Origin of the sequence: Persicobacter diffluens, from assembly GCF_036244895.1 — a bacterium.
GTDB lineage: Bacteria > Bacteroidota > Bacteroidia > Cytophagales > Cyclobacteriaceae > Persicobacter > Persicobacter diffluens.
In genome coordinates, this window is sequence record NZ_BQKE01000001.1 from 2,553,785 (window position 1) to 2,577,645 (window position 23,861).

Consider the following 23,861-nt stretch of genomic DNA (forward strand, 5'->3'; position numbering starts at 1 on the left):
ATTTCGCAAATTTTTAGGATTATTTGAGCAGGATAGCACTAAACTGAGCGTTGAATTACCCTGGTCGTAGTGTTACAGCGAGCCGTGCGAGGATCACTACGACCCCATCCAAAGCCGCAGAATGAAGCATCGAATTTTACTGAATGGAAGTTGGGCGCGAGATAGAAGCCACGAATTACCCGAATTAATACTAATTTTTTTAAAGCGGTGGGTGGTGGTTGCCACAAATTGGGCAAATTTTTGGGATTAGGTTGGGCGATGGTTTTAGCAATAAACCTTTCATTTACACCCCACTACCAAACCCCATTTCAAATATTTTATTCGTGAAAATTTGTGGAATTTGTGGCTTAAAACCCATCACATCTTCTTCAAAGCAACTTGCTCCATATTCAACAACAGCCCCTGCCCCAGGTTTTCAATGCGCAGCAATACGCGCTGCCCGCCCTGAATGGCGACAATCTCGGCGGTCAGGTCGCGGAAGGGGCCATATTGAATCAATACTTTTTCGCCCTCAGTAAAGGCCTCTTCGGTGGCCTGGATTTGTTCTTCCTGCCCGATCATATAGCGCATGATGTCAATCTCTTGCTGGGAGACACGCGCAGCATCACCCTGAAATTGCACAAACCAGGAAGCCCCTTTGGTATTCAAAGCCTTTAAATAGGCCTGGTCATCCTCCAGCTTGACGAACACATAGGAGTTAAATAATGGCACCTCCACCCATTTTTTCCGGTCGCTCCATTGGCGTAAAACTTTATGGAGTGGGAGAAAAACCTCTAGCCCAACCTCTTCCAGTCGTTCTGCCACGACTTTTTCTTTTCGGGATTGGGTATAAAGGACATGCCAGCCTGCTTTCATCGGTTTTTTATTATTGTTGTGAAGCGCAATATAAAAAAAGGGAAGCATTTCCGCTTCCCTTTTTTCAAAAACCAAAACCCAGGCCCTATCTGATTATCACTTTTTGCTGCTCCCATTTTCCATTTTTTAAAAGCCGAAGCATAAACACGCCGGCACCCCAACTATTGGACCACTGCAGAGGAACAACACTTACTCCTTCGCCACCCAGATTCCCCTGAGCTACTAGCTGCCCCTGCTGATTCAACAAATGATAAACCACCGCCTGCCCGCCGGTATTCAGCAGCAATTGATCGCTTGCCGGATTAGGAAAGGCCAATACTTCCTTTGCGATTTGTCCATAATCCCAGATCAGCTCCACCCTATATTCATTGAAATCCTGATCCCAAAGGCGGGGCAAGAGCCCGGCTCCTAATAATTCCTGTCCCGCCTGAACATGTTCTAATACAAGCAGTGGCTCTTGAGCATCCACGGCAAGCGGATGCTGAGGTAGGAAAACCATATTGAGGGAATTTTCCTGTTCATTTAAATACCAGAAAGAGGCCTCAGCGGTAGTTAGTCCCAACTGCTGTTGATTTCCATTAAGCTGCCATTGCAGGGCGGAAATTTGCTGATCTCCAAAATCAGCATACACCCCCCAACCATTGGCTACTTTTTTCATGGTAAACTGTAAAAGCGGCTGCTCGGCTTCTCTATTCCCCGATTGTAGCCAATCCCCACTTACATCCCCCATTTGCACCGCCTGAAAATGCCATTCCACATCCTGATTTAGTACTCCTCCCTCCTGCTGCAAGCCTTCATATTGGGCGATGATGGGGAGTGGAGCAGTGGATTGCAAAATATGGGCACGCATCAACACCAAATCCTGCGTACTCAAATTCCCATCTCCGTTGATATCTGCCGCCCAGGCTCCCGAAGTACTCAATGGATTCCCGGTCAATAAGGATCGCCTCGCCAATAAAATATCCAAAGTGGAAACATCCGTACCATAAGCCTCATTAGGCAATTCCATGACTGACCATTGGAACGGACTTCCTTTTGTGTTGCTATAAGTCCAACCACCACTAGCATCGGCCCGCTGTTGTGCACCATTCCAATTAAAAGGAAAATGCGGCACCGGCGTTCCAGTCTCCGCCTTTTCAAAGAATAAATTCGCCTGTACCATTTCCAGCACTTTCACATATCCTCCCAATACTTCCGGCTCAATAAGTTGGTAATCGGCATCAATAATTTCTGCCGGAAAAGATGCTAGTGGAGACACACTGCTGGAATCTCCGGCGGCCAATTGATTCAATCGAAAATTAAGGGTAAGCCAATGATCCCCTACCTGAACAGGGCTTCCGCTATCCCAGCTGATGCGAATCTCCCCATTTTCCTCCGCATAATGATTTTCCGACAGGGGAATATCTCCAGCCGTAATACTTTCCAATACCAAAGCATTGGGATCAAATTGAAAACCGGCCTGAAAGCCTAAAAATTCACCCGAAGGGCCTGTTAAAGGCATGGAAATGCTGCTGTCCGGAGCGACTTGCTGAGAGGTAAGGGTGAGTTGACTCGCTGCGGGTGAGGTGGAATGAGCGAAACGTAATTGGAATCGATTTTCCACCGTTAAAGTATCTGGCTTGTCATTAAAAAAATAATAAACAGACTCTTCAGAAAAAACATGTTGAGTGGAATCCATAAGATCCACTAGCTCGATGGCACCGGCAAAACCTGCAACATTTTCCATTTCAAACCTACATTCACCAACTGCTTTAGCACTATATCCTAAAGGAATATTTAACTCCTCATTTTCTGTAGGCAAAACATTGACCACCAACTTCTCCCCATTCTCCAATAAAGAATATACATTCAGTTGGCCCCCTAATAACTTGGCAGCATCCCAGGAATCTCTACCCTCCAATCCTTGTGAATAGAACCTAAAATACATTTTATCAGAACGTCCATTTTCATGCTTGAGATGAAGCGTAATAATAGCCGTGCTCGCAAAATCATCCGACAGTCTTCCATTTTCTTCCATTATGTAAGAATTATCAGAAAACATATCATTTCCCTGCCCAACTTTTTGAAAATTATCTCTCCCCTCTAAATGACTTGCAGTAAACAATAAGAACAAACAGAGGAAAAACGAAGATAAATGACCCGTAAACACATCCTCTTTTTGAGATTTTAAAACATTAAATAAAGTAAATTGGCTTTTCATTTTTATTGGTGATTTAGAGTACACCTAGCCAACCAACAGAATTTACTTTAGTTAATAATAAAAAATATCAGGATGTCATAAAAAACAAAAAGTGGAAATAAATTCCACTTTATATTTTTATACTTCTTTTTCTTTTCTACGTAGTCTTGCAGCTCCTAATGCTCCGGCTCCTAAAAGTAGAAAGCCTATTCCGCCGTCGATGGGGACATTGAGGTTTGGATCATCAGGAGTCACTCCTCCACCGGGAACCCCTGGTGGGACCCCAAATGTGGTAACATTGGAAGTACTCGTGGCTGGATTCCCACTAGGAGTAGCACTCAAACCATTTTGTCGAATATTACCACTTTGGGCAAATGCTGCTGAACTCGCCACCAACATTGCAAAGCATATTATTTTTTTCATTTTCATTACCTTACCAATATTTTATGACTATAGATCTGGGAACCTACCTTTGATCGAATGATATAAAGACCAGCTTTATTAAGCCAGGAACGGTTTTTAATGATTCCTGAGGAATTTAAAGTAAAGCCATCTACCTTTTGACCTGTCGCATCCACGACCATAATTGATACCTCCTCACTGGTTTTCAGCTCAATTTTTAAAGCTCCATCGGTCACCGGATTAGGAAATACTTTCACTAAGTCAAGTGGAAGTTGATTATCCGTCACTACTTTCTCACGATAAATTCGCAAGGCAAAACGATCAGCAGCAGCACTTCCTTCTTCTTCTGTAAGGGCAAAAGCATAACCCTCCTTTAGTTTTTCAAAGGAGATGAATTCTTCTGTAAATTTATCCCACAATTGAAGTTCACCGGGGAAGGAAAGCTCATAATCAAGTTTCAAAGTAAATTGCCCAGCAGATTCCGATCCATATGAAATCCATAAAGGATACTCTTTTTCAACCTCTTCCTCCAATTCTTCATCGACCTGCACCACGTATTTGAGTGAATCCTGAACAAAAGCCAGATTCAGGCTGGAACCAAAATTCTTAGTCGCTTTATAGTGTACAGGGTCTACACCGGCATTTGCAAAACGGAAATACGCTTTATCCATCTTCCCACTGGCGGACTCAATTTTAAAAGTGGCTAATGCCTGTAAATCATTTTTCACTTTCATGATGGAGGCATCATTAGCATTCGCCTTCATTGATTCAGTGAAATTGATAGCCCCTGAAGTTCCGCTGGTCAACTCTATAAAGAAGGCCTGACCTACTGCAATATTGGCGTCTTCTCCTACATTAATGACTTCATAACGATCGTTACGGCTATCAAAAATCTGAACGACTCCATTGGAGTTAGTGATTCCATTAGCCAATGCCAATGCGGATAAAGGAGCGGGATAAGGATTCCCCACCAAATTAAAACCTGGAGCATTGCCATCCGCTGTTCTTTGCAAAGGCAGGCTAAAATCGCCCACAACATTCCCAGTGTGCTCTAGCGTCCCGCCATCCAATAAAAATTGTTCATATACCCAGGCATTAAAAGCATGGCCCGCGGATTGAGAAACCCCTCGATCACTCGCATCAATTGGCACCCAATCATTCCCTTCCTCATAGGTATAAATACTCGGAACGGCTCCATCCGTCCAAACCGTAAACCCTTTATCATGCATCGCCTGATAAGAATTACCATCAACAGGCATAGCGATATGCGTCCAAAAACCTTCTGAAAAAGGATAATGTACCTGCACATTAACATTCCCAGTGATACTTCCTCCGCCTGTTATCTCTGGAATGATGGCCTGAGAACTTGCTGTAGCAATCAAAGTAACATTCCCACCTGATACCACTGTACCACTACCTACGATTTGTAACTCTTTGGAAATTTGAAGCTCATCCTGAGGGTTTAGGTTGCCTCCGGTCTTATTCACTCTTAAATAATCCCAAACAAAGCCATTACTCGTTATATCCTGATTTTGGGTACTTCCTCCTAAAACAAACGGATTTGATGAAGATGTACCTGTAATAGAAGCCCCTCCATTCACGATGACATCACCATTTACCGTTAATCCTTGACTGATATCCATAGTCCCGGAAGAGAACACCAATTCGTCCTCAATGGTAGTATTTTGGAAAAAGGTCAAATTCGTTCCTGCCATTTCCATGCATGGAATATTTAAAGCAGCATTTAATACTTGCGTTTGTGTTCCTGAAAAAATCAATTTGCTATCTCTTCCAGCAGTAATTACGCCTAAAGCGCTAACATTTAGATCTCCTTCAATACTAAGAGACCGACTTGCTTTCAATACCACCTCGGCATTAAAATTGGTAACACCTGCCCCTTTTAAATAAGTATCATCCTCAAATTGAAGCACGCTATTATTAGTCAACTCTGCTACGGTATAAGTTCCCTTCATTTCCTTCGCATCGCCTTGCAGGGTGACTTTATTATAAGTCAATTGTGGAATTTCATAGATTGAATTTCCACCAAAGATCACTTCCGAACATGCAGAGGGATCAAAAGAATAGCCAGTAGCAAATTCTGGCTCATCCAAAAACTCTTTTACTCCCCCTGAAAGAATGAGGTTTTTAAAAGTTACCCCTTTTGGAATCTGTTGAAGGGCAGTACCAGATAAAGTAACCTCACCTGTAGAAAAAGAAGAATTCCCTTCGTTGGTCCAAACTCCATCAATATAAACCACACCATCCGTTCCAAGAGCGGATTTATCCGTAGTCACATCAGTAAAACGATACTCCCCTTCCCCATTTAATGTAGTGGAAGCGCCAAAGGACACAGGTGAACTAGATGTAATTCCAGCTACATCATATACCCCAGCCATTGTTTTGACAGCTACATCATTGAAATTTAGCTGCGGATAATTTCCTTCAGGAATAGTAAGTGCTCCTTGAAATTCAACAGAGGAAGCAGAAGAAGCATCAAAATCACCTAAGACTTCCAAATCTATATTAATTACTTTCGTAACCTCCCACTAAAAATAAATCTCTGTAAGTAATTGAAGGCAAATATTGATTATCACCTGAAAAAACGATTTTTGAAGGATTATATGAAACAACTTCCCCACCATTAAGATTAAAATTCCCCTCAATAGTTAAGGTTGTCATATTTGTTTGGTCCTTAGAGCCAATATACAAAGTCACATTCTCTCCTAATATCAAATCCTTACAAAAAGCATTCTCCCCTCCAGCAGTTTGAGAATCCTCAATAAAAATTTGGGTTCCAAATTTTCCCCCAACCACATCTGAGATCTCAACATTTTCACTTATTGACGGAACTCTAGATTCATTCCAATTTAGTGGATTTGACCAATCCCATCCATCATCGGCCCCAGTCCAAGTCACAGTCTGCCCCATTCCCACCATCGGCAAACAACAAAATAAAAATAACAGTAGCCTCTTCCCCATAATTATATCAGTCTAGTGTAAAAATACTATGGTATTTGTATCAAATTAAATAAAACATGACGTTATGCGACATCATATAAATGACAAAAAATAAAGTAGATATTACGCTGATTTTCAGCAGGTTTGTTATTAAAAAACAACAAGCAAAACGATTATTAAAGACATCATTAACTATCTTAAAATAACCTTACATACTAAAAAAAGCAAAAAACTTTAAATTTTATCTTTACAAAGAAAAAAGGAAACAAAATGAAAAACAACGAAAAGGCGTGAATATTCATTCGATAAAGTCAATATTTTATTAGAAAAATTGATAAAATTCTTACTGCTTGATTTGATTAAATCCTAACCATTTGAATGCTTTAATATTTGGTAAACGTTCCAAAACCGCAACATTCGGACTGACTAATACCTAGTTACATTAAAAAAAACACCAGAACCACCCTATTAAAGTACATCAATATTACATTGAATTCAGGATAAAATTAAGAAGCGGTTCAGCTTAAGGGATTTCAAATATTATGCTTTAAAAAAGCCTAAAAGTAGTCGACCCTCTTCTTGATTGCTCCCACAAAAAAACTATTTTGCACTGTTAATCCCATTTAAGATTTTATGCTCGAAAAATTCAAATCTCACTGTCAGCAGCAGGCGGCTCAAATCCCACAGGAACGCTTGTCTTTATTGGCCAGCTTGGCCGAAAACATGGTGGAAATGCAGGAAAATGGCAACCTTCACCTCCTTTGGATTGACACCCATAACAGTCGGCGTAGTATCTTTTGTCAGGTGTGGGCGAAGTGCTGGGCAATGCACTATGGACTACGAGGCTTCAAAATGTACAGTGGCGGCACGAAAGTAGAAGCCATTCATACCAATACCCTGGATGCGCTGAATAATGCGGGTTTATTTGTCAACCGGCTGGATGCCCGGGAAAATGCGCACTATCAGCTGTATTATCAGGAGGGAGAAGCACCGGTGGCGGTTTTTTCAAAATTATTGGAGGATGCGCCAAATCCTAAAGATCATTTTTTAGGAATCTATACTTCCGCTACCGCAAAAGAAAGGGTACCGACTATTTCCGGCGCGCGCCTGACTTTCAGCTTGCTTTATCCGGATCCGAAAAGTGCGGATGGAAGCCTGGAGGAAGAAGGGGTGTATGCGGAGCTGAATGAGCAGGTGGCGGTAGAGATGGGAGTGTTGTTTGGAATGGTAGCTGGGAAAATTGGGGTGTAGTATTTTGCCACAAATTTCACAAATTTTTTGGATTGATTTGATCCGACACCTAAATCGAGAGCTATCACTCACTGACTATTAACTTTATTTAAAACAATAATCTGGCTTTACCCCAGACCTCAGTTAACTGTTTTTGGCTATTACATGGGATGGGAGGGTTGGCGGGGAAAGTTGAGGAGTAGTATTTTTGCCACAAATTTCACAAATTTTTTGGATTGATTTGATCCGACACCTAAATCGAGAGCTATCACTCACTGACTACTAACTTTATTTAAAACAACAATCTGGCTTTACCCCAGACCTCAGTTAACTGTTTTTGGCTATTACATGGGATGGGATGGTTGGCGGGGAAAGTTGAGGAGTGTATTTTTGCCACAAATTTCACAAATTTTTAGGATTGATTTGATCCGACACCTAAATCGAAAGCTATCACTCACTGACTACTAACTTTATTTAAAACAACAATCTGGCTTTACCCCAGACCTCAGTTAACTGTTTTTGGCTAATACATGGGATGGGAGGGTTGGCGGGGAAAGTTGAGGAGTGTATTTTTGCCACAAATTTCACAAATTTTTAGGATTGATATAAAAATGGAGTGATTGCAATAGGATCAAAGGAGTCGACACTCCCCTCCAAGTGAATGTAGCACTTCAATGCTTGGGCAAATATCTTTTATATTGCAAACTACTTCCTCCGAAATTTATTAATAGGCCGAGCGGAGAATTGGTCGCTTTTAGATAATTCAGAATTTGAGCCTGATGAGCTTCCGTAATTGAGGAAACACCTTTTAGTTCTACAATAATGTTATCAAAGCAAATAAAATCAGCAATATAGCTTTTCTCCATTTGCTGGTTTTTATAAAATATCGGTAAAGAGACCTCCCTCCGAAACGGAATATTCAGAGCATTTAATTCCATAGCCAAAGCCTCTTGATAAACCGCCTCCAAAAATCCTTGTCCCAATGCTCGATGCACTTCCATCGCAGCACCGATAATCTTATAACATTCCTCCTTGTAAATAAATCGTTGCATTTCGATTATACCCATGGCAATGGGGAAAGTTTAAGTGCTTGTTATTCTACCGTGTACCTTCCCCAAAAGGTCTGATCAATAAAATTCAAAAAATTTGTGAAATTTGTGGCCATAAAAAAGGCAGTCCTCTCGAACTGCCTTCTCATTGCTTCAATCGATCGTTAAACCAATTTCATATCTTTCTTGATCGCTTCGATGCGCGCTTCCAGGGAAGCATAAGTCTCATCAAAAGCGGCTTTAGATGCAAGCGGCGTTTTCACGGAGAAGTAGAACTTGATCTTTGGCTCGGTTCCGGACGGACGAGCAGAGATCTTCGAACCATCTTCGGTGAAGAACTGCAATACATTGGATTTTGGTAAATCAATGGTGGTTGTTGTTCCGGCTACCAGGTCTTTTACGGTAGATTCCTGATAGTCGATCAGTTTCACCAATTTGGATCCGTTGATTTCCTGAGGAGGATTCTGACGGTAAGCGGCCATCATCGCCTGGATTTCTTCGGCGCCGGCTTTTCCTTTTTTGGTCAGGGAGATCAGATTCTCCAGGTACAAGCCATGCTCTTCGTAGATTTCCATCAAGAAATCGAAGACGGTCAAGCCCTGATCTTTGATCCATGCGATCGCTTCTGCTACCATGGCACAAGCCTGAATCGCATCTTTATCACGTACATAATCCCCGAACAGGTAACCGTAAGATTCTTCTCCACCACCGATGAAAGTTTTCTGACCTTCCAGTTCTTTGATTTTCTCACCAATGAATTTAAATCCGGTCAATACGTTGAAGTATTCCACGCCTGCCGCTTTGGACATATCTTCCAAAAGGCCGGTGGTCACTACGGTTGAACAGGTAAATTCCTTACCGGTAATCTTACCCAATTCTTTCCAGCGACGCAACACATAAGCCAATAGCATCGCTCCGGTCTGGTTACCGTTCAATAACTGCCATTCGCCATGATGATTCTTCACCGCAATCCCCACGCGATCCGCATCCGGATCCGTACCCATCAATACTTCTGCATCCAGTTCCTTGGCTTTCGCCAAAGCCATGGACAAAGCTTCCGCCTCTTCCGGATTGGGATAAACCACAGTCGGGAAGTTGCCGTCAATCACCTTTTGCTCCTCTACCACATGGACATTTTCAAAGCCCATCTCTTCCAAAAGGCGTGGGGTCAATGTATTTCCTGTTCCGTGAATTCCGGTGAAGACAATCTTCATGTCTTTCTGGTTGGCAATCGCCTCTGGAGACAATAATCGGTCTTTGATCGCCGCCAGGAAGTCATTGTCTACCTCTTCCAGAATCGGAACAATCAACTCCTCATTCTTATCGAATTTCACATCATCCACAGAAGCGATGCTGTTCACCTCATTCACAATATTTTTATCATGCGGGGCAATCACCTGACAACCGTCATTCCAGTACGCCTTGAAACCATTGTACTCTTTTGGGTTGTGAGAGGCCGTGATCACTACCCCGGACTTACAACCTAAAGAGCGGATTGCGAAAGACAATTCCGGAGTAGGACGCAACTCGCTGAACAAATAACATTTGATGCCATTGGCCGAGAATACCGCCGCGGTGATCTCCGCGAAGAAACGGCTATTGTTCCGAGGGTCATGTGCGACGGCCACACTGATTTCCTCACCAGGATAAGTTTTTAATAAATAATTGGACAGCCCCTGAGTGGCTTTCCCGATGGTGTATTGATTCATGCGGTTGGAGCCCACGCCCATGATGCCACGTAGTCCACCCGTTCCAAATTCAAGATCCTTGTAAAAGGCATCTACCAATTCTGTTTGGTCTTCTGCGGCCAACAATGCCTCAATGGCTGCTTTTGAATCCGCATCAATGTTCATCTGTAACCAGGACTGCGCCTTTTCAATGATTTGCTGTTCCATGATATTTACTATAGGATATAATGTATGGAAAAATATTATTGCTGTGGAAAAATTACTTCAGGCTCCTTTTCACTTGCCTTCCTGCCCAAAGTGGTTTAAAGTTCAAAACTAAGGCTTTGATTGAAAAATAAAATGACGCAGTTATTTATTTAAGGATTTTTGTTGATGAGGTGTTCTTTTTGCCACGAATGACTTTTTTTACTGGAATTTTTTTTGCCACGAATTACACAAATTTTCACGAATGATTTTTAAGAAACAGATGGGGGATAGTCCAGAAATATAGAGTAACACCCTCAAATATCCTCAACCTCAATAACAAAAAACATTGGGGTACATTCGGGTCATTCGTGGCAAATAATCACCTCTCTTCCACTCCAACATTAATCCAAAAAATTTGTGAAATTTGTGGCTACAACAACTTCCTACCCACCAACACCTAAACGTTTCAGCAATAATTGTTAAGAAACAGATGGAAAATCGTCGAAGCATAAAGGGCAACACCCTCAAATATCCTCAACCTCAATAACAAAAAACATTGGGGTACATTCGGGGCATTCGTGGCTAATAATCACCTCGCTTCCACTCCAACATTAATCCAAAAAATTTGTGAAATTTGTAGCCACAACAACTTCCTACCTACCAAACACCTAAACGTTTCAGCAATAATTGTTAAGAAACGGATGGGAAATCGTCGAAGCATAAAGGGCAACACCCTCAAATATCCTCAACCTCAATAACAAAAAACATTTGGGTACATTCGGGTCATTCGTGGCAAATAATCACCTCGCTTCCACTCCAACATTAATCCAAAAAATTTGTGAAATTTGTGGCCACAACAACTTCCTACCCACCAAATACCTAAACGTTTCAGCAATAATTGTTAAGTAACAGATGGGAAATCGTCGAAGCATAAAGGGCAACACCCTCAATAATCCTCAACCCCACTAATAAAAAACATTTGGGTTCATTCGGGTCATTCGTGGCAAATAATCACCTCTCTTCCACTCCAACATTAATCCAAAAAATTTGTGAAATTTGTGGCTACAACAACTTCCTACCCACCAAACACCTAAACGTTTCAGCAATAATTGTTAAGTAACAGATGGGAAATCGTCGAAGCATAAAGGGCAACACCCTCAAATATCCTAAACCTCAATAACAAAAAACATTTGGGTTCATTCGGGTCATTCGTGGCAAATAATCACCTCTCTTCCACTCCAACATTAATCCAAAAAATTTGTGAAATTTGTGGCTACAACAACTTCCTACCCACCAACACCCAAGCGCTTCAACACCCGCTCTTTATGCGTCTTGCCGATCGGTAAATACTGATCCAGCACCTTCAGCTGATTGCCTTCCAGACCAGTGACAAACTGAAAATTCACAATATATGATTTATGTACCCGCATAAAGTCTGCCGCAGGTAATTCAGACTCCAGCTTCGTAAGAGAAGCCAGCGCCATCACTTTTTTCTCGGGCGTATGGTAGCGCACATATTCGCGCATGCCCTCTACATAGGCAATGTCTTTGACTTTGATGCGATGGTAGCGATAATCCTCTTTTACCATCAAATAGACCTCTTCCTCTGCATTGCTATTCGCTGCTTTTCTTCTGAGTTCAATTTGTTCCTTCGCTTTGGCCACCGCCTGCATAAAGCGGGTAAGGGAAAAGGGTTTAAGTAAATAATCCACTGCCTTCACTTCATAACCTTTTATGGCATAATCGGAATAGGCCGTGGTAAAAATCACCAAAGGAGGATCTGCCAGGGTATTGAGCATTTCAAAACCGGTAAGATCCGGCATTTGAATATCCAGCAGGAGCAAATCCACCTCCCGGGCCTTCAAAACCTCGATGGCGTCCAATGGGTTTGCGCAGCAGTCTACTAGCTCCAACTCCGGCATTTTTTTCACATAATCGGTGAGCAGGGTTCTGGCCAATTGCTCATCATCTACGATCAGGCATTTTATTTTTTCCATTTCCATGACGTCAGGCTTTGTTATTTTTCAGTTGTAAACGCACGCGGAAGCGATCTTCCTGCTCCACAATTTCCAATTGGTGGCTTTGAGGGTACAACAATTCCAATCGACGAGCCACATTATGCAGCCCAATCCCGCCGACTTGATCTTTGGTAAAATCTTTTTGCGGGATACTATTTTCCACTTCAAATGCCAGCCCGCTCTCTTTGGGGTGTAATTGAATTTTCACCCATCCATGCTGCCGGTCCTCTATCTTACTATGCTTAAAGGCATTTTCCACAAAAGGAATAAAAATCATGGGGGGCACCATCATTTCCTCAGCAAAAAGGCCAAAATTTACTTCTACATTCAGCGGCTCTTCAGATTTTAATTGCTGCAAGGCAATATAATCCTCTAAATACTGGATTTCCTTACTAATCTCTACCCTTTCCTCTTTGCAGTCATACAATATATAACGCAGCATATCGGACAGTTTCAAAATCAACTCCGGTGCTTTATCCGATTTCAGATAAGCCAGGGTATAAATATTATTCAGGGCATTGAAGAGAAAATGCGGATTGATCTGTGATTTCAGGAAATTCAACTCACTTTGCAGTGTTTCCTCCCGAAGCTTTAAAGCCTCCCGGGCTTTTCCCATGGCAAATTTAGTCATCTCATAGGAGGTGGAAAGCAGAAGCACCAAGGCAAACTGAATGTATTGCCCAAAAAAAGCGAAGCGAAATATTTTGCGCATATGCGGGGGCGGCCCTCCCCGAAACAGGCGTTTTTCCCTACCGGAAAGCTCATCAATATATTGCATCATCAGGTTTCGGTCCATCTTTTCATGAAGGTAGGAAATCAACAAAATCAAAATCACGGTGAGCACAAAGTAAATGGCCCATTTGCCCTTGTGCATATAAGCGGGAATCAGCCAGATCACATTCAGGGCCGTCACCAAGCCCATGGCAATGATGACCATCATGGCCTTTTTATAGGAAAGTTCCCAGGGTAATCTTTGAGAATAGAAGGAGACCAACATCAGACCGTAGCCCAATCCCAGCCCTAAATAAACGAGGATTTCCCACCATCTGAGTTTTTCACTATGCTTGATTGCTAAATTCATGCTTTAAAGATAAGCAGTGGGAGGAGATTGCCCTAAAAAATTCAATCAAAGGGGAGATTCAATCAATGAATGGCGGATTGGAAAGCGTTGGAGTGTTTTTTTGCCACAAATTTCACAAATTTTCACGAATGAAATTAAGCATTAATCCAATTTAAAAATCAACAACAGCTACCTGTTTTTAACTTTGAGACATTTAACCCGATGCAATTTCCATAAAAATATTCGGGCACATTCGGGTCATTCGTGGCTTAAAAACATCGCAAGCCTGTCCGAAAACTTAAATCCAAAAAATCTGTGTTTTCCATGATTTTTTGCCACAAATTTCACAAATTTCCACGAATGAAATTAAGCATTAATCCAATTTAAAATCAACAACAGCTACCTGTCTTTAACTTAGAGACATTAAACCCGATGCAATTTCCATAAAAATATTCGGGCACATTCGGGTCATTCGTGGCTTAAAAACATCGCAAGCCTTACCGAAAACTTAAATCCAAAAAATCTGTGAAATTTGTGGCCAATTAAATCAAAAAAAGCCGAGTCAAAAACCCGGCTTTTCCATTGTATTATTTTTTCAAATCTTCAAAATCAAAATCTTCCAAGAATTTCGTAGTGAAGTGACCAGACTGGAAGGTCGGATCATCCATTAACTTCAGGTGGAATGGAATAGTGGTTTTGATCCCTTCAATCACGAATTCCTGCAAAGCACGCTTCATTCGAATGATAGCGCGGTCACGTGTACGTGCCGTCACGATCAATTTGGCGATCATAGAATCGTAGTTTGGAGGAATGATGTATCCAGCGTAAACATGAGAATCCACACGTACCCCACGACCACCAGGGAAGTGAAGGTTGGTGATTTTTCCGGGTGACGGACGGAAGTCACGTCCCGGATCCTCGGCATTGATACGACACTCAATCGATACGCGCTCAGGATAACGGTCTCCCTCTTTCACAGATTCGCCCCAGGCCATTTTGATCTGATCTTTGATCAAATCAACGCCGGTCACTTCCTCTGTAATCGGGTGCTCCACCTGAATACGGGTATTCATCTCCATGAAGTAAAATGCGCCATGCTTATCCACCAAAAATTCTACCGTTCCTGCTCCTTCGTATTTTACCGCCTCTGCAGCTCGCACTGCAGCAGCTCCCATACGCTCTCGCAAATCCTGATCCAATGCTGGTGAAGGAGTTTCTTCTACCAACTTCTGGTGACGACGCTGAATGGAACAATCACGCTCTGAAAGGTGAATGGCTTTTCCGGAGCTGTCACCCAAAATCTGAATCTCTACGTGACGAGGCTCTTCAATGAACTTCTCCAAATAAAGACCATCGTTTCCAAATGCAGCTGCAGACTCACGGCGGGCATCATGCCAACCTTTTTCAAACTCCTCATCGGTATTGGCCAAACGCATACCACGTCCACCACCACCGGCAGTTGCTTTCAAAATAACCGGATAACCCATCTCCTTCGCCAAGCCCAATCCTTGCTCCAAAGACTCCAACAAGCCTTCTGAACCCGGAATGGTAGGAACTCCCGCAGCTTTCATGGTCGCCTTGGCAGTTGCCTTGTCTCCCATGCCCTGAATCATTTCAGGGGAGGCTCCGATGAATTTAATCTCGTATTCCTTACAAATCTGGCTGAATTCCGCATTCTCCGAAAGGAATCCATAACCAGGGTGAATGGCATCCGCATTGGTAATTTCCGCAGCAGAAATGATATTTGGAATTTTCAGATAAGACTCATTCGATGGTGCCGGACCGATACAAACCGCCTCATCTGCAAATTTCACATGCAAACTATCCTTATCAGCAGTGGAGTAAACCGCTACTGTCTTGATGCCCATTTCCCGACAGGTACGAATCACGCGCATGGCGATTTCCCCACGGTTGGCAATCAGAATTTTTTTAAACACGTTTCTGAAATTTTAGCTAATTAAAAATTATCCAACGAAGGCAAAACCAAAAAATTGATTTTAGTTTCTACACCTAAAAATGAAAAAAGCCCAAACCGTAGTCCGGGCTTCTAAATTATTTCGTCGGATCTACCAGGAAGAGTGGTGTATCGAATTCTACCGGAGTAGCATCGTCAACCAAAATTTCCACAATGGTTCCGCTTACATCTGACTCAATCTCATTGAACAATTTCATTGCCTCAATGATACATACAGTCTGACCTGCCTGAATTTTATCGCCTACATTCGCAAATGCAGGTGCCTCAGGATTGGCAGATTTGTAAAAAGTACCAATCATTGGTGCCTTAACGGTTACCAAGTTGGCATTTGCTGCAGGGGCGGCCTCAGGTGCAGGCGCCGCAGCCGGAGCTGGTGCAGCCACCGGGGCTGGAGCAGCAGGTGCAGCTGGAGCCGCAACTGCCGGAGCAGCAGCAACTGTTTCTACTACACGGGTAGGTTGTTCTGGCTCACGTACGACAGAGATCTTAAACTCCTCTGTTTCAATGTTCACCTCGTTAAGTCCTGACTTAGAGATAAAGTCAATCAGGCTTTTAATCTCTGATGGTTTCATAGGGTATTATTCTTTAACACGTTCCACATACGATCTCGTACGCGTATCGACTTTAATCTTATCACCTTGGTTGATAAACAATGGTACCTGAATTTCGGCACCTGTTTCCATGGTGGCTGGTTTCGTTGCATTAGTGGCGGTATCGCCTTTTACTCCAGGCTCCGTATAAGTCACCTCTAAAGTTACGTGGGCGGCAAGCTCACATAATAAGGCACGCTCTTCCTCGGCATGGAATAATATTTCTACCATCTCCCCCTCTTTCATCAGATCGGCGTTTTCCACCATATCCACAGGTAGATTCACAGATTCCCAAGTGTTGGTATCCATGAAATTCAAACCGAAATCATCGGTGTAAGAATATTGATGTTGACGACGCTCTACGCGAACCGGCTCAATTTTGTGACCAGAGGAGAAAGTGTTGTCGATTACTTTTCCCGTCATCAGGTTTTTCAACTTGGTACGAACAAAAGCAGGACCTTTTCCGGGTTTAACGTGCTGGAAATCAATGATCACATACAATCCAGACTTAAACTTAATGCACAAACCGTTTCTAATATCAGCTGTAGTTGCCATTATCTATATCTTTATTATTTTGAGTAGTTTCTTTTCTAGAATGGAAACTCCTTAAAAATTGCCCACTTTTTTTACGGCGGTCAAAAGTAAGGACTATCCTTTATTTCAACAAAATAGAAGGGAATTATTTTGGGTCGTATGCCCATTTTAGGTAAACCGCCCCCCAGGTAAAGCCTCCACCAAAGGCGGCAAGGATCAGATTATCTCCCTTCTTCAGTTTACTTTCAAAATCCCATAAACACAATGGGATAGTAGCATTAGTGGTGTTGCCGTATTTGGATATATTAATCATCACTTTCTCCTCCGGCAAACCAACACGGCGACGGGTGGCATCAATGATTCTCAAATTGGCCTGATGAGGCACCAAATAAGCGATTTCTTCCGGCGCCAATTCATTACGCTCCACTACCTGTGCTGCTACATCTGCCATTTTGGTCACTGCAAACTTGAATACGGTAGATCCTTCCTGGTAAATAACATGTTCATTAGCATCAATAGTAGCATGACTAGGTGGACGACGGCTTCCACCGGCCTTCATATGCAAATAAGGCTCTCCAATACCATTTGACTGCAGCTCACTGTCCATGATGCCGTAATCCTCAGTAGTAGGCTCCAACATTACCGCTGCAGCACCATCTCCAAACAAAACACAGGTGGTTCTATCTTTGAAATCAATAATGGAGGACATCTTATCGGCCCCCACCACGACTACTTTTTTGTATTTACCGGTTTCGATAAACTGAGAGCCGGTCACTATTCCATAAAGGAAGCCTGAACAAGCGGCATTCATATCATAGCCGAAAGCGTTCGTTGCCCCAACGCCATGCGCAATGATATTGGCAGTAGCAGGGAAAAACATATCCGGTGTAACGGTACAACAAATCACCAAATCCACCTCTTCCGGCTTGGTTCCGGTTTTTTCCAGAAGTCCTTTCACCGCCTCAATACCCATCACAGAAGAACCCTGATCTTCTCCCTTCAGGAAGCGTCTTTCTTTAATTCCGGTTCGGCTGACGATCCACTCATCATTCGTGTCGACGTACTTCGCCCACTCATTATTATCCATTACAAAGTCCGGAACATATCCGTGAACTCCAGTAACTGCTGCTTTTAAGTTTTCCATGCCTGAAGGTAATTCCTAGCGCCTCTTGGCTAAATTTTGCTAATTGATCATTTTTAAAGGGCGGAAAGATACAAATAAATTTTCGCGGCTTTCACCAGCTAGATCATTTTTCGATTTTTCCCTCCCGGATTCGCAAGTCATAAGCAAAAAACAAAAACACCAAAGTATTCTGGCCTTCAGCAAAAAATTCGAAAAGAGACTCTCTCCCTTTCAATCTTTGACTTGCTTAGTTGGCAAATATAGGGCAAAAATTGGCAATTCTTCAAATATTCCTTAACCTCCCATTAATTTGTGTAGATTAATTCCAAGCCGCAAAATTGCACTATTTCACTCTGAATCATCATGCTAAGCCAATACACCCTTTTTGAGTATAGAAAAAGCTTATAAAAAACAAAAGCCCCATCCAACAAAGGAACGGGGCTTCTTTAGTACTATCAACTATATTAGATAGCAGCTTCTGCTTTCTCCATGTAAACCTGACCTTTATAGTAAAGTTTACCTTCGTGCCAGTATGCGCGGTGACGAACGTGCGTTTCGCCAGTAGTTGGGCATACAGACAAAGTTACAGGCTCTGCCTTATAGTGTGTTCTTCTTTTGTCTCTTCTAGTTTTGGAGATCTTTCGTTTAGGATGTGCCATTGCTCTAAATAATTATTAGGATTCACCAATTATTTTTTCTTCAAATTCTTTAATGCCTCCCAGCGTGGGTCAACAGGCTGGTCGTCATTAGTTGCAGAATCATCGGCCTCCTCCTCAGAATCCTCCTCTGCACCCGACTGGTACACCAGTTTGCCATCGTCCCGACGGTCAGGAAGTAGTTCCGCCAATAAATCTTCTTCTTCCTCTTCCTCACGGAATTTCGGATGAAGCCTTTTCATCGGCATCCCCAGGGTCAGAAACTCATAGATGTAGTAGGCCACGTTAATTCGCAGGGTATCTTTTGTGATGACTGCGAACTCCCCGTCATACTCCACCTCTTCGTCTCCATATTTAAAATAAGCGGTGTTTTCCACCGATATTTCCTCTTCAAAAGGCTCCAGTGAACGATCACAGATCAATTCCACCTTGGCCTCTATATCAAAATCCATACTAATATGGCGGGACTCCTTTTTTAAGGTAATCTTCGCCAAACCGCTTCCCTTTTCAATGATGCTATGTTCAAACTCATTGAAGAGCGAATCGTCAAAATCAAGCTCATAATCATAGGATTGTAAGCCTAACTGAAAGATTTCGATGTCAAATTTCTTAAGCGTATTCATCGCCTTTTCTCTAACAAGGACGCAAATTTAAAAATTAATTTTAAAAATCACGCCATCAATTCACGAATTATTTTCAACCTGCTTAAAAAAGCCTTTTGTTGGCCATAATTCTAAAATTTATTCTAAACTATCCGGAATTATTAATCCTTCTCCAGCTCGCTATCAATCTCATCCTGCGGCAGATCTTTTCTGCGCGACATCTTACGATCAAGATCTTCTACCGAAACTTTTGGACGCCTCACCTGTTCTGCATTCTCCACTCTATTTTTACAGATATCTACCGCCATAAATAAAGCTTCCAGGAAAGATTCTGGATCTGCCTTTCCCTTCCCTGCTATATCATAAGCCGTGCCATGATCCGGTGAAGTGCGCACTAATTTCAATCCGGCGGTATAATTTACCCCGGAATCGAAAGAAGCATACTTAAAAGGAATCAATCCCTGATCGTGATACATGGCTAGTACGCCATCAAACTTCTTATGACTGCCGGTACCAAAAAAGCCATCTGCCGGAAATGGGCCATAAACCAAATTCCCATGCTTTTTGAAATCATTTAATACCGGACGAATCACCTCTTCTTCTTCAGACCCTAACAAGCCTTCCTCCCCGGCATGGGGATTCAAGCCCAAAACCGCCAATTTCGGCTTGGAAATTCCAAAGTCACGCTTCAGGCTCTGAATAAAGATATTCATCTTTCTACGAAGCAAATCCTGCGTCAGCGCCTGAGGCACTTTGGCGATCGGCATATGCCCGGTCACCGTACCCACTCGCAGGCCGGCATTATTACAAAGGAGCATTAAAGATTCTCCCTCCCCTGATAGCTGGGTTAAGTATTCGGTATGGCCGGGAAAATCAAAATCCTCTGACTGAATATTGTGTTTATTGATCGGGGCGGTCACCAAGGCATCAATATGCCCGGCTTTTAAATCCTCTCCCGCGGCTTTCAAAGAAGCCCAGGAAAACTGCCCACCTACCTCAGAAGATTTACCTGCGGTAATCTCCAAAGGATCATTCCACACCTGAATCAAGTTCACCTTTCCTTCCTGCAGGCTATTGATATTATCTGCCGGATGGAAGGAAAAACCGTCAATCTTAAATCTTTTACGATAAAATAATACCACCTTCGGGGAGGCATATATCACAGGAAGACAGTAGTTGAGAATACGACTATCCGCCAAAGCCTTTACAATAACTTCCGGCCCGATGCCATTAATATCTCCTATTGAAATACCCACTTTAGGCTTCATATCCGTAGCGGTGGACTCTTTCCTCATTGAATTGACGATTAAGATGAAAAAACCTTCGCCAGCACATGCCTGTCGGATATTAAAGCCGATGCATAGTGCATGGTACAGCGAATTTATCTATTTTTGAGCCTGCAATTTAAAGCTTTTTTTGAAAAATGAAGGATTTCCCACAGGAAAGCCTTAGCAAAGGAGGCATTATTTTTGTACAAACAGATGGCCGCTGATTGGCAAGATTTACCTGATAATCCTTTAAAAATCATATGAATAACGTCAGACCAAAAAAACATTTAGGACAGCACTTCCTGACCGACCTGAATATTGCCCAAAAAATTGCCGATGGCATGACGGCTTATAAGGACTACCAGGAAGTACTGGAAGTAGGGCCCGGCATGGGCGTGTTGACGGACTTTTTGGTAAAACGACAGGACGTTAACACGCACCTGATCGATATTGACAAGGAATCCATTGCCTACCTGCACCAGAAGTATCCGGAGCTTGGAGACCATATTATTGATGGAGATTTCCTGAAAATGGATCTCTCTAAAAGATTTGATGGCAAGGCTTTTGGCCTTATCGGCAACTTCCCTTACAACATTTCGACGCAGATTTATTTTAAAGTGCTGGAAAACCGGGACATCATTCCTGAATGCGTAGGCATGATTCAAAAAGAGGTAGCGGAACGTATTGCCTCCAAACACGGGAATAAGGTGTACGGCATTTTGAGTGTTTTAATCCAGGCATTTTATGAAGTAGAATACTTATTCACAGTTCCTCCGGGGGTTTTCAACCCGCCGCCAAAAGTAGAATCTGCCGTTATTCGATTAAGACGAAATGAGGTAAAAGCTCTGGATTGCGATGAAAAATTATTTTTCCGCGTAGTAAAACAAGGCTTTAATAATAGAAGAAAGACGCTTCGAAATTCTTTAAAACCGCTAAATTTAAGTGATGAGCTAAGAGCCTGGGAGATGCTGGACAAACGTGCAGAGCAGCTTACCGTTGCTGATTTTGTTTTACTCACTCAAAAAATTGAAGCAGATTGGAATTCGCAACCCCATTCGAAATAACCAAAGACTTTGTTCAGCGCCTGGAGCGGGCGGTGGAAGAGCAAGATGAGCGATTCATCATTGAGTCCCTTCGCGGAGTAGAACCTGCCGATGTCTCCCTGGTATTGGAAGAGCTGGACAGTGATGAATCCAAATACATCCTGATGCTACTGGATCAGGAACTGGCGGCAGAAATCCTGTCCAACCTGGATGAAGATGTACTGCTTCCTTTTGTGGCTGAATTCAGCGCTAAAGAACTGGCCGGCATTGTACAGGAGATGGAGTCCGATGATGCCGTGGATTTGCTTTTGGAAATCTCCAATCAGATGCGGGACGAGGTGATTGCCCACATTAATGATGAGGAAGCCCAAAACAACATCATCGACCTTTTGCGCTATGATGAAGACACTGCGGGTGGATTGATGGCCAAAGAGTTAATCAAGGCCAACTATAAATGGAATGTAGTACAAACTATTGAGGCCATTCGTCAGCAGGCGGAGGATGTTGAAAAAATTTACTCCATCTATGTGGTGGATGATTTTGATCGCCTCCTGGGGCGCGTTTCCCTGAAAGAAATGCTACTGGCCAAAGAGCAGACAAAAGTAGGAGACATTTACGTTCCGGAAATCAACACCATCTCTACCGACAGCACGCAGGAAGAGGTTGTTGAAGTGATGCAGCACTACGACCTGGAAGCCCTTCCGGTGGTCAATGCCCGCGGACGTTTGGTCGGAAGAATTACGATTGATGATGTAATTGATGTCATCACGGAAGCTGCAGAGGACGAAAGAAATCTGATGTCCGGGGTCTCGGACAATGTAGAGGAAGATGACTCCATCTGGAAGCTTTCCCGCTCCCGACTACCATGGTTGATCATTGGTATGGGAGGCGGAATGTTGGCGGCAAAATTCATCGGGAATTTTGAAAATGACCTGGCGGTCATCCCTGCTTTGGCGGCATTTATCCCCTTAATTACTGCTACCGGGGGAAATGTAGGACTACAATCCTCCACCTTGGTGGTACAGTCACTGGCCAATCCTCTGGCGATTCGCGAACCTTTAATTGTGAGGCTACTGAAAGTGTTTGGAGTGGCAGCTATCAATGGACTGGTACTGAATGCCATTGTTTTTGGGATTAATATGGGAATGGGTTTGTCATGGAATTTATCCATGGTGGTATGTATTGCACTTTATACAGTGGTGATGTTATCTTCAGTACTGGGCACCCTGACACCAATGGTTTTGGAAAAGCTGGGTATTAACCCCGCCATGGCCTCGGGACCGTTTATCACCATTGCCAATGACCTCTTAGGCCTGACGGTCTACTTCACAGTCGCTCATTTATTATTGTTGTAATTAATTTTCTCCAAAAGGGAGAAGCCGAATTTTTAAATGAAAATACTCATAATCGATCAATTGCACGAGTCCATTCATCCCTTGATGAAAGCGGCAGACCTGCATTATGATTACCGACCCGAAATAAAAAAAGAAGAGGTTTTGGAAATCCTCCCCCAATACGAAGGCATTATGGTGCGCAGTAAGATGCGCTTCGATCAGCCTGAACTGGACAGAGGCACCAAACTCCAATTCATTGCCAGATCCGGTGCTGGCATGGATAATATTGATGATGCCTACGCTACAAAAAAAGGCATTCACCTCATTAATGCTCCGGAAGGCAACCGGGATGCCGTAGGGGAACATACGATCGGCATGCTTTTACTCCTGATGAATAAAATGCACACCGCTGACCTGGAAGTCAGAAAAGGCATTTGGGATCGGGAAGGTAACCGCGGCTGGGAATTAATGGGCAGAACGGTTGGCATCATTGGTTATGGTCATATGGGACAGGCGTTTGCCAAAAGGCTGGCTGGCTTTGGGGTAAAAGTATTGGCTTATGACAAATACCGGCTAGATTATTCGGATCAATACGCCCAGGAAGCAAGTCTGGAAGAAATTTTCAATGATACCGATGTACTGAGCTTCCATACCCCATTGACAGAAGAAACCCGGGCATGGTGTACTTTAGAATTTTTCAAAAAATTCCGAAAACCCATCATCTTCCTCAATGCTGCCCGTGGTGAAATTGCTCCTTTGCATGATTTAAATGAAGCCATTGATCAAAAGTTAATTTTGGCAGCTGGATTGGATGTATTGGAGGTTGAAAAATTTGATAAACTGACCCCAAAACAAAAAGAAGAGCTCAAACAACTTCAGGAACGGGCAAATGTGATTTTTACACCACATGTAGGCGGGTGGACTTTTGAGTCTTACCAAAGGCTGAACGAAGTTATGATTCAAAAAATTCAGGCCTTTTTAGAGGGTACATAAAAGGTGAAATTCATAACGAAAATTAGGATTATTACAGTAGCAATACCCGACTATTTTGAGAGAATAACATCACTATTGTTGAGAATTTAACCGAGATCGCACACGATAATTCGAATTT

At 42.8% G+C, this 23,861-nt stretch carries 20 protein-coding genes; 4 read left to right on the forward strand and 16 right to left on the reverse strand.

Features of this window, described 5'->3' with window-relative positions; all coding sequences use genetic code 11:
- Positions 1-357 precede the first annotated feature (357 nt).
- The 5 genes from AAA970_RS10180 to AAA970_RS10200 form a co-directional block, all read right to left on the reverse strand.
- On the reverse strand, positions 358-903 hold the full coding sequence (locus AAA970_RS10180; RefSeq protein WP_338237049.1) for a UpxY family transcription antiterminator: 546 nt from the start codon (positions 901-903) through the stop codon (positions 358-360).
- 37 nt (positions 904-940) lie between these two features.
- Positions 941-3,055: a T9SS type A sorting domain-containing protein gene (locus AAA970_RS10185; RefSeq protein WP_338237050.1), complete on the reverse strand. Its 2,115-nt coding sequence runs from the start codon at positions 3,053-3,055 to the stop codon at positions 941-943.
- A 117-nt stretch (positions 3,056-3,172) separates the two neighbouring features.
- Positions 3,173-3,457: a PID-CTERM protein-sorting domain-containing protein gene (locus AAA970_RS10190; protein WP_338237051.1), complete on the reverse strand. Its 285-nt coding sequence runs from the start codon at positions 3,455-3,457 to the stop codon at positions 3,173-3,175.
- A gap of 5 nt (positions 3,458-3,462) precedes the next feature.
- Positions 3,463-5,952 carry a T9SS type A sorting domain-containing protein gene (locus AAA970_RS10195; RefSeq protein ID WP_338237052.1) on the reverse strand — a complete coding sequence of 830 codons (2,490 nt, stop codon included), beginning with the start codon at positions 5,950-5,952 and terminating at the stop codon, positions 3,463-3,465.
- Between the two features lie 7 nt (positions 5,953-5,959).
- Positions 5,960-6,415, reverse strand: coding sequence for a hypothetical protein (locus tag AAA970_RS10200; RefSeq protein WP_338237053.1), 456 nt, complete (start codon positions 6,413-6,415; stop codon positions 5,960-5,962).
- A 612-nt stretch (positions 6,416-7,027) separates the two neighbouring features.
- On the opposite strand from AAA970_RS10200, the gene AAA970_RS10205 reads away from it, so the two are divergent.
- Complete coding sequence (locus AAA970_RS10205) at positions 7,028-7,645, forward strand: low molecular weight phosphatase family protein (RefSeq protein WP_338237054.1); 618 nt, start codon at positions 7,028-7,030, stop codon at positions 7,643-7,645.
- A 650-nt stretch (positions 7,646-8,295) separates the two neighbouring features.
- Here the strand turns inward: AAA970_RS10205 and AAA970_RS10210 are convergent.
- From AAA970_RS10210 to pdxA, 11 genes are all read right to left on the reverse strand, one after another.
- Entirely contained in the window at positions 8,296-8,676 is a 381-nt protein-coding gene (locus AAA970_RS10210; RefSeq protein ID WP_338237055.1) for a GxxExxY protein, read from the reverse strand.
- A 161-nt stretch (positions 8,677-8,837) separates the two neighbouring features.
- Positions 8,838-10,568, reverse strand: a complete 1,731-nt coding sequence (locus AAA970_RS10215) for a phospho-sugar mutase (RefSeq protein ID WP_338237056.1) — start codon at positions 10,566-10,568, stop codon at positions 8,838-8,840.
- A 1,265-nt stretch (positions 10,569-11,833) separates the two neighbouring features.
- Positions 11,834-12,544 (reverse strand): LytR/AlgR family response regulator transcription factor, encoded by a 711-nt coding sequence (locus tag AAA970_RS10220; RefSeq protein ID WP_338237057.1) that lies wholly within the window; start codon positions 12,542-12,544, stop codon positions 11,834-11,836.
- A gap of 10 nt (positions 12,545-12,554) precedes the next feature.
- Positions 12,555-13,646, reverse strand: coding sequence for a sensor histidine kinase (locus AAA970_RS10225; RefSeq protein ID WP_338237058.1), 1,092 nt, complete (start codon positions 13,644-13,646; stop codon positions 12,555-12,557).
- 566 nt (positions 13,647-14,212) lie between these two features.
- Entirely contained in the window at positions 14,213-15,562 is a 1,350-nt protein-coding gene (accC, locus tag AAA970_RS10230; protein ID WP_053405534.1) for an acetyl-CoA carboxylase biotin carboxylase subunit, read from the reverse strand.
- Positions 15,563-15,677: 115 nt separating this feature from the next.
- A complete protein-coding gene (gene accB / locus AAA970_RS10235; protein ID WP_338237059.1) occupies positions 15,678-16,172 on the reverse strand; it encodes an acetyl-CoA carboxylase biotin carboxyl carrier protein in 495 nt (164 codons plus the stop codon).
- Positions 16,173-16,178: 6 nt separating this feature from the next.
- Positions 16,179-16,745: an elongation factor P gene (efp, locus tag AAA970_RS10240; RefSeq protein ID WP_053405536.1), complete on the reverse strand. Its 567-nt coding sequence runs from the start codon at positions 16,743-16,745 to the stop codon at positions 16,179-16,181.
- 124 nt (positions 16,746-16,869) lie between these two features.
- Entirely contained in the window at positions 16,870-17,868 is a 999-nt protein-coding gene (locus AAA970_RS10245) for a beta-ketoacyl-ACP synthase III (RefSeq protein ID WP_338237060.1), read from the reverse strand.
- Between the two features lie 443 nt (positions 17,869-18,311).
- Positions 18,312-18,506, reverse strand: a complete 195-nt coding sequence (gene rpmF, locus AAA970_RS10250) for a 50S ribosomal protein L32 (protein ID WP_071932182.1) — start codon at positions 18,504-18,506, stop codon at positions 18,312-18,314.
- 29 nt (positions 18,507-18,535) lie between these two features.
- Entirely contained in the window at positions 18,536-19,126 is a 591-nt protein-coding gene (locus tag AAA970_RS10255; protein ID WP_053405538.1) for a YceD family protein, read from the reverse strand.
- A gap of 140 nt (positions 19,127-19,266) precedes the next feature.
- Entirely contained in the window at positions 19,267-20,400 is a 1,134-nt protein-coding gene (pdxA, locus tag AAA970_RS10260; protein ID WP_053405539.1) for a 4-hydroxythreonine-4-phosphate dehydrogenase PdxA, read from the reverse strand.
- Between the two features lie 233 nt (positions 20,401-20,633).
- Between pdxA and rsmA the strand changes: the two genes are divergently transcribed.
- From rsmA to AAA970_RS10275, 3 genes are read left to right on the forward strand one after another with little or no spacing between them, the layout of a single operon-like run.
- On the forward strand, positions 20,634-21,437 hold the full coding sequence (gene rsmA, locus AAA970_RS10265) for a 16S rRNA (adenine(1518)-N(6)/adenine(1519)-N(6))-dimethyltransferase RsmA (protein WP_338237061.1): 804 nt from the start codon (positions 20,634-20,636) through the stop codon (positions 21,435-21,437).
- Positions 21,410-22,771 (forward strand): magnesium transporter, encoded by a 1,362-nt coding sequence (mgtE, locus tag AAA970_RS10270; protein ID WP_338237062.1) that lies wholly within the window; start codon positions 21,410-21,412, stop codon positions 22,769-22,771. The genes rsmA and mgtE overlap by 28 nt, the downstream gene beginning before the upstream one ends.
- A 36-nt stretch (positions 22,772-22,807) precedes the next feature.
- On the forward strand, positions 22,808-23,743 hold the full coding sequence (locus AAA970_RS10275) for an NAD(P)-dependent oxidoreductase (RefSeq protein ID WP_338237063.1): 936 nt from the start codon (positions 22,808-22,810) through the stop codon (positions 23,741-23,743).
- Positions 23,744-23,861 lie beyond the last annotated feature (118 nt).

Bases quoted from the DNA above. Each gene is read 5' to 3' on its own strand.
- AAA970_RS10180 (WP_338237049.1), bottom strand. From the start codon at position 903: ATGCTTCCCTTTTTTTATATTGCGCTTCACAACAATAATAAAAAACCG.
- AAA970_RS10185 (WP_338237050.1), bottom strand. From the start codon at position 3,055: ATGAAAAGCCAATTTACTTTATTTAATGTTTTAAAATCTCAAAAAGAG.
- AAA970_RS10190 (WP_338237051.1), bottom strand. From the start codon at position 3,457: ATGAAAAAAATAATATGCTTTGCAATGTTGGTGGCGAGTTCAGCAGCA.
- AAA970_RS10200 (WP_338237053.1), bottom strand. From the start codon at position 6,415: ATGGGGAAGAGGCTACTGTTATTTTTATTTTGTTGTTTGCCGATGGTG.
- AAA970_RS10205 (WP_338237054.1), top strand. From the start codon at position 7,028: ATGCTCGAAAAATTCAAATCTCACTGTCAGCAGCAGGCGGCTCAAATC.
- AAA970_RS10210 (WP_338237055.1), bottom strand. From the start codon at position 8,676: ATGCAACGATTTATTTACAAGGAGGAATGTTATAAGATTATCGGTGCT.
- AAA970_RS10215 (WP_338237056.1), bottom strand. From the start codon at position 10,568: ATGGAACAGCAAATCATTGAAAAGGCGCAGTCCTGGTTACAGATGAAC.
- AAA970_RS10220 (WP_338237057.1), bottom strand. From the start codon at position 12,544: ATGGAAAAAATAAAATGCCTGATCGTAGATGATGAGCAATTGGCCAGA.
- AAA970_RS10225 (WP_338237058.1), bottom strand. From the start codon at position 13,646: ATGAATTTAGCAATCAAGCATAGTGAAAAACTCAGATGGTGGGAAATC.
- accB (WP_338237059.1), bottom strand. From the start codon at position 16,172: ATGAAACCATCAGAGATTAAAAGCCTGATTGACTTTATCTCTAAGTCA.
- efp (WP_053405536.1), bottom strand. From the start codon at position 16,745: ATGGCAACTACAGCTGATATTAGAAACGGTTTGTGCATTAAGTTTAAG.
- AAA970_RS10245 (WP_338237060.1), bottom strand. From the start codon at position 17,868: ATGGAAAACTTAAAAGCAGCAGTTACTGGAGTTCACGGATATGTTCCG.
- rpmF (WP_071932182.1), bottom strand. From the start codon at position 18,506: ATGGCACATCCTAAACGAAAGATCTCCAAAACTAGAAGAGACAAAAGA.
- AAA970_RS10255 (WP_053405538.1), bottom strand. From the start codon at position 19,126: ATGAATACGCTTAAGAAATTTGACATCGAAATCTTTCAGTTAGGCTTA.
- pdxA (WP_053405539.1), bottom strand. From the start codon at position 20,400: ATGAGGAAAGAGTCCACCGCTACGGATATGAAGCCTAAAGTGGGTATT.
- rsmA (WP_338237061.1), top strand. From the start codon at position 20,634: ATGAATAACGTCAGACCAAAAAAACATTTAGGACAGCACTTCCTGACC.
- AAA970_RS10275 (WP_338237063.1), top strand. From the start codon at position 22,808: ATGAAAATACTCATAATCGATCAATTGCACGAGTCCATTCATCCCTTG.